Raw genomic sequence first — 4667 nt, 5'->3', positions numbered from 1 at the left:
TAACTGCACTGGAAATACACCCTCAGAACAGGGGCTATGTTATGAACTATTCCAAAGAACAGCACCTTGAGGTTATGCACAGTTCGGACGAGCAGCATCTGATCATTTTCGACAAAGGAACTAATGAAAAAGCCGGGTTTGTTATATTAGGAGGGCTAAATAACCGGTACCGTGCTCTTGAGCTCAGGCGGATTATTATTGATAAAAAGGGCAAAGGACTAGGAAAAGAGACACTGCAACTGATAAAAAAGTATTGTTTCGAAATACTTCAAATGCACCGGCTCTGGCTGGATGTAGTGGACGATAACCAAAAAGCGATATACATTTATGCTTCTGCCGGATTTAAAAATGAAGGCCTTTTGAGAGAGGCTGTAATATTCGACGGAGCATATAAGAACCTGAAAATCATGGCGATACTAAAAGACGAATATTCAACAGAATAAAAGTGGCTCAAATATTGCCAGGAATCAGGTTACAATAAGATCACTATTTGAATTCATACTGTATTTACAAATCTATTAATAAGCTTATAACCATCTCAACATGAAATTGAACAAGCACATAGGGCATTTTTTTATCAACTCCATATTTTTAACGCTCTTCTTCTCATCATTTTCTGCCTCGTTTGGCCAGACGGTAAGCAGTAATTGGGAACAGGAGTTGTCACAATCCTTAGAAGCATTTATCAATTGTGAGAGTTCAGAAAACAACAAACAATGCTATAAATACCTGGGGCAATCGGTTAATACCGTTTACAAAGTCAATGACTTTTACTCCAAGGAAAGCGGCAGATATATGCTTCCTAATGAAATTGCTGACTTTGTAAGCAATGGCAGTAAATGGGAGCTTCTTGGCCCTGCATACGATAAAAACGCACTGGACAAAGCCCAGAGCTATGCCAATTCTAAAAAAGCAACGATTGCCGTTTACAAGGCGGCTGACGGCCAGGGCCACGTGGCTCTGATATTGCCCGGCGACCTTCAGGCCTCCGGTTCATGGGGTATTAAAGTACCTAACTCTGCTTCATTCTTCTTAAGCGACCACCAGAAGTCCTACGTTGGTAAAGGCCTTTCATACGCTTTCACTAAAGATATGCTGAAAGATGTAGTGGTTTACGGCAGAAAGTACTGATAAAAGTAAAAAAACTCAACGCCTCCTGTTATTCCATTAAGGCTATTCAATAAGCTGCGTGAATAACGGGAGGCTTTTTTATGCCCTTACCAAAGAAAGCCTTCCCATATTTAAAGGTCTCTATATTCTAATGCTTATATTCGGCGGAAATTTAAGCTGAATATAATTATGTACCTTTTCATACCTGGTCGCCACCACATCCTTACTGATTTCCAATTTAAGTACCTGTACAAGCTGGTCAACACCGGCCTCCACGGTGTAAAGGATGTAAATGGAGAAGCGCTTCCCCACCATGAACCGGTGGAAGCCATCATATTTGCAGTTACCTCTGCCAACCACGCCGGCACCAAGCGAAATCCTATCCCCTTTTACCTGCGGGCTATGATGATCCAGGAGTTTTCAAAAGACCTGCCTGTACCCTGCTATGTCTATGGCATTGATGATGTTGGGGTACTCGAAAATTTTGCTGCCTACACCCTAAAGCAGGTAAAGCACCAGAGCGACCAGGCGCTCCAGCTCAGCCCTGAAAACACGCTGGTCGTCTGCTCCACACCCGTGATGAATATGTACGAAGCGATAGGCTTCAAAATTCTTCCTGCTGAGCTTCAGGACAGGAAGACCCAGAAATTCCATGCGCCTTTGCCCTGGGATATTGTAGACCTGATCGCCTCCAACCATGCCTGGGAATCTGACGATGAAATTATTGATAAACTGCACATATCGAGCTATAAGCTCTGGAAGAACTACAAGCTGGGGCAAAAAGTACAGATCATACTCAACGATCCTATTATTGGCGATGATGGGGACATTACAGAGTCCCGCGACTATGGCAGCTATGTGCGCCAGATGGATGAAATAGCAGAAATTAAGTATAAGGACACTGCGGCATATATCCAGCCCGGCAAGATCGGCGACATAGGCTGTGCCGTGGGCTCATGGCTAAAACAGGCCAGCGAAGACCCCAAACTACGGGAGTCTGATTTCTATGGCATTGAGGTAGCCCGACAGCTTTTCGACATCTGCAACCAGAGAAAACATAACGGCGAGTTTGGCAACCCCAACGTGTTCTTCGCCCAGAAGAATGCTGTAACCTCCCTGGTATTTGAAGACAGCTCTATGAACACCATCCACACCTCCTCCCTCACTCATGAAATAGAGTCATACGGCAGCCGGGCCGACCTGCTGAGTTTCATCAAAAACAGGTACAAAGAACTTGAAATGGGCGGCGTATGGATCAACCGCGATGTAATCGGCCCTGAGGATGGCAACACCATGGTTTACATGCAGCTCAACCCAACTGATGGCCGCAACGACGACTTTGAAAAGGAGTTTGACAATACCACCGTCCTCTGCGATTACCTGAATGGACTCTCAACGTTTGCCCGCTTTAAGCGGTTTGCCAAAGATTTCAGAAAACATGAGAACGACCAGATCCTGTACGAAACCAAAACCATAGCCGGGGAAACGTACATCCACCTCAAACTAAAAGATGCCGCTGAATACATGCTCACTAAAGACTACACCGACAACTGGCAAAGCGAAATGCACGAGCGCTTCTGCTTCTGGAGCATCACCGACTGGAAACAAAACCTCGAAGAAGCCGGATTCAGAATAGAAGAAAGCTCCAACGCCTATACCAACCCCTGGATAGCCCAAAACAGGTTTGAGGGCAAGGTGAAGTTATTTATTCAGGAAGATGGTAAGCTAAAGGAGCTACCTCACCCACCGACCAATGCGTTGATTGTGGCGAGGAAGGTTGGGTAAGGCAAGTAGTGTGGGTTGAAGATATCGTATCAATGTACTATATTCAGTAATTGAGCGGACGCTCAAAATCATAACGGGTCCGTAGCAGATGCTACGACCAGGGTGGAGGAGATTATTTACACCATGAGAATTGAATTACTAACAGCATTTATTGCAGTCATTATCTTGAATCCTGCGGCAGGTCAATCTGATTCTTCATTAAGTAAGAACAGCAATTCATATAAAGACAGGTATAATCAAAAAGACATTAACATTAACTACTCTTATAATGTTAGTACTCAAACTCACAATTACTCAAACAATTGGGATTTTGATGGCGATAAAAAAACTGATAGTCTTTTCTTTATAGGCAACGATGGTGCACATCTTTACTTTCACCTAAAAATTATACTGAGTTCCAATCATAAAACCTATAATTTTCCTTCTCTAAATTCAGACATGCCCTTCACTGATACTATTGATGAGTTTTATACTTCAGAAAGCCCACTTTTCCCATCATTTATTGCACATGATTTTGATTCTGATGGGAGGGATGAATTATATTTCAAAAATGATAAAGATTTCTCGCCTCTCTCTCCAGAATGGATTAACCGTGGAATTACATCCAGTTATCTACTACTGGATTTCATAAATGGCGAATTAGCTCTTACTAATTTCGACATGAAGCAATGGATGAGAAAACTGTTTGGTGAAATTGACGCAACATGGACAAACACTTTTTGGCCAGAAAATATTCCAGTGGAAATATCACAGTTACTAGAAAAAACGGATACGCTTAAAATGGATGACTTTGTAGTTTTTACCGTTTGGAGTAAAGATGATTTTTTCGCTCTTCATGTTAATGGAATTTTCTACATTAAAAATGATGTGCGACAATTCGTTGAGTATAGAGATATTTGGAAGAAAGAAACAATATGTTATGCCATACTCATAGATGTTCTAAGAATAGAATGGAATGTTGACTTAGAGGATTTTAATCTACTTTGTGACCAAAATAATGCAGTGGTTTCGTTTAACAGAATAATTGACTTTGGAAGATCTTTAAGTGATTAGTACAACCTAAACGTACACCCCCCATCTAGTCGTAGGTGTGCCCATGCTGGCGCGAGCCCAATCTGGTCGTAGGTTAAGCGCAGCGATCCTACGACCTTAAATGGATAGGGCGTCCGCCCTGGCTAATTCTTTAAATACTATCTTTTAAACATGGGAAGAAAGTATTCTATTCGGATCAATACGCGATGTATTTCGTGACATTCACGGTAGTCAATGGATTGATTTGTTCATCAGGGATGAGTATCGGGAAGTCATTACCGATAGCCTGAAGTACTGCCATAAAAATAAAGGATTGCAAATTCATGCGTATTGCATTATGACCAGCCATGTACACCTAATTTTAAGTACAGAAGAAGGGAATGCATTGTCAGATGTAATACGGGACTTCAAAAGCTTTACTTCAACAAAACTTAAGAGCTGCATAAAAGAAAATAGCGATGAAAGCCGTAGAGAATGGCTGATTTGGATGTTTGAAAGGGCTGGTAAAAAGAACAAAAGAAACTCTGGCTTTCAACTATGGCAACAACATAACCACCCAATAGAACCAAGCAATAATACACTTATGGATCAGAGGTTAACCTATATCCACAACAACCCCGTAGAGGCCGGCTTTGTAGATGAGCCACAGACATGCGCCTGGAGCAGTTGCCGTAGCTATGAAACAGGCGTTGAAGATATTGTCCCATTGTACTATATTCAATAATTGAGCGGACGCTCAA

Annotated in this window: 5 protein-coding genes; all 5 read left to right on the top strand. The window is 42.2% G+C overall.

Going from position 1 to position 4667, the window contains the following annotated elements; genetic code table 11:
• The coding region (locus E1163_RS02300) for a GNAT family N-acetyltransferase (protein WP_221417914.1) at positions 1-443 on the top strand (443 nt) is incomplete at its 5' end.
• A gap of 100 nt (positions 444-543) precedes the next feature.
• On the top strand, positions 544-1131 hold the full coding sequence (locus E1163_RS02295) for a hypothetical protein (RefSeq protein ID WP_155169046.1): 588 nt from the start codon (positions 544-546) through the stop codon (positions 1129-1131).
• A 168-nt stretch (positions 1132-1299) separates the two neighbouring features.
• Complete coding sequence (locus E1163_RS02290) at positions 1300-2895, top strand: class I SAM-dependent methyltransferase (RefSeq protein ID WP_155169044.1); 1596 nt, start codon at positions 1300-1302, stop codon at positions 2893-2895.
• 123 nt (positions 2896-3018) lie between these two features.
• Positions 3019-3948: a hypothetical protein gene (locus E1163_RS02285; protein ID WP_155169042.1), complete on the top strand. Its 930-nt coding sequence runs from the start codon at positions 3019-3021 to the stop codon at positions 3946-3948.
• 253 nt (positions 3949-4201) lie between these two features.
• Complete coding sequence (locus E1163_RS02280; protein WP_343033725.1) at positions 4202-4651, top strand: transposase; 450 nt, start codon at positions 4202-4204, stop codon at positions 4649-4651.
• The last annotated feature ends 16 nt before the right edge of the window (positions 4652-4667 follow it).

The organism is Fulvivirga kasyanovii, from assembly GCF_009711405.1.
Taxonomy (GTDB): domain Bacteria; phylum Bacteroidota; class Bacteroidia; order Cytophagales; family Cyclobacteriaceae; genus Fulvivirga; species Fulvivirga kasyanovii.
The sequence above is the reverse complement of the archived record's forward strand: the minus strand, read 5'-3'. Positions and strand labels throughout refer to the sequence as shown.

Coding starts and splice junctions, on each gene's coding strand:
- E1163_RS02290 (WP_155169044.1), top strand. CDS start 1,300: ATGTACCTTTTCATACCTGGTCGCCACCACATCCTTACTGATTTCCAA.
- E1163_RS02295 (WP_155169046.1), top strand. CDS start 544: ATGAAATTGAACAAGCACATAGGGCATTTTTTTATCAACTCCATATTT.
- E1163_RS02285 (WP_155169042.1), top strand. CDS start 3,019: ATGAGAATTGAATTACTAACAGCATTTATTGCAGTCATTATCTTGAAT.